At 63.5% G+C, this 998-nt stretch carries 2 protein-coding genes; both read left to right on the top strand.

Annotated features, from left to right (window positions below; genetic code table 11):
• Nucleotides 1-6: 6 nt before the first annotated feature.
• Complete coding sequence (locus tag C2134_RS10890; protein WP_103317152.1) at nt 7-753, top strand: MotA/TolQ/ExbB proton channel family protein; 747 nt, start codon at nt 7-9, stop codon at nt 751-753.
• Between the two features lie 6 nt (nt 754-759).
• On the top strand, nt 760-998 hold a 239-nt coding region (locus C2134_RS10885; RefSeq protein ID WP_199179854.1), incomplete at its 3' end, for an ExbD/TolR family protein.

Here is a 998-nt window from a genome sequence, read left to right as displayed (position 1 = left end):
AATACCATGACCAAGATCACTCGCGCATTTCTGGGCAAAGTCCTGGGCGCTGCCGCCGCGCTGAGCGCGCTGCCGGCACTGGCGGCCGAAACCGTCAACACCTCCAATCCGTACGGCATCGACGCGCTGTGGTCGCAAGGCGACTTCGTGGCCAAGGGTACGCTGATCATTCTGCTGATCATGTCCGCCTCCACCTGGTATGTGGGCATCGTCAAGCTGCTGGAACAACGCCGCCTGATCAAGCAGGGGCATGAACTGCTGGGCCACCACGGCGTGGATCTGCAAAAAGCCGCCAGCGAGCTGGCCGACGAAGGCATGTACAGCGCCGTGGCCGTCGCCGGCATCGAAGCCGCGCGCGAACACAAAGGCGAGCTGGCCAACCGCGTCGATCTGAACACCTGGGTGGCGATGGCCATCTCCGACGCGGTCGATTCCGCCAGCCACCACATGCAGAACGGCCTGTCGGTGATCGCCACCGTCGGCTCCACCGCGCCGTTTGTCGGCCTGTTCGGCACCGTATGGGGCATCTACCACGCGCTGGTGAAAATCGGCACCTCCGGCCAAGCCTCCATCGACAAAGTGGCCGGCCCGGTAGGCGAAGCGCTGATCATGACCGCCATCGGCCTGGCCGTCGCAGTGCCGGCGGTGCTGGGCTACAACTGGCTGGTGCGCCGCAACAAGCTGGTGCTGGACAACGTCCGCGTGGTATCCGGCCGCCTGCACGCCAGCCTGCTGAACAACCCGACCCGGTAAACAGCCATGGCGCGTTACAAACGATTTGGCCACGGCAAGGGCGACGAAGACCAAGTGCTGTCGGCGATCAACACCACGCCGCTGGTGGACGTGATGCTGGTGCTGCTGATCATCTTCCTGATCACGGTGCCGGTGGTGACGCAGACAGTGAAGATGACGCTGCCCAAAGAGCAGAACATTCCGACGCAGACCAAGCCGGAGAACATCGTGTTGGGGGTGGGACCGGATAGCCGGATCTACTGGAA

The organism is Chromobacterium sinusclupearum (genome assembly GCF_002902845.1).
GTDB classification, from domain to species: Bacteria; Pseudomonadota; Gammaproteobacteria; order Burkholderiales; family Chromobacteriaceae; genus Chromobacterium; species Chromobacterium sinusclupearum.
The sequence above is the reverse complement of the archived record's forward strand: the minus strand, read 5'-3'. Positions and strand labels throughout refer to the sequence as shown.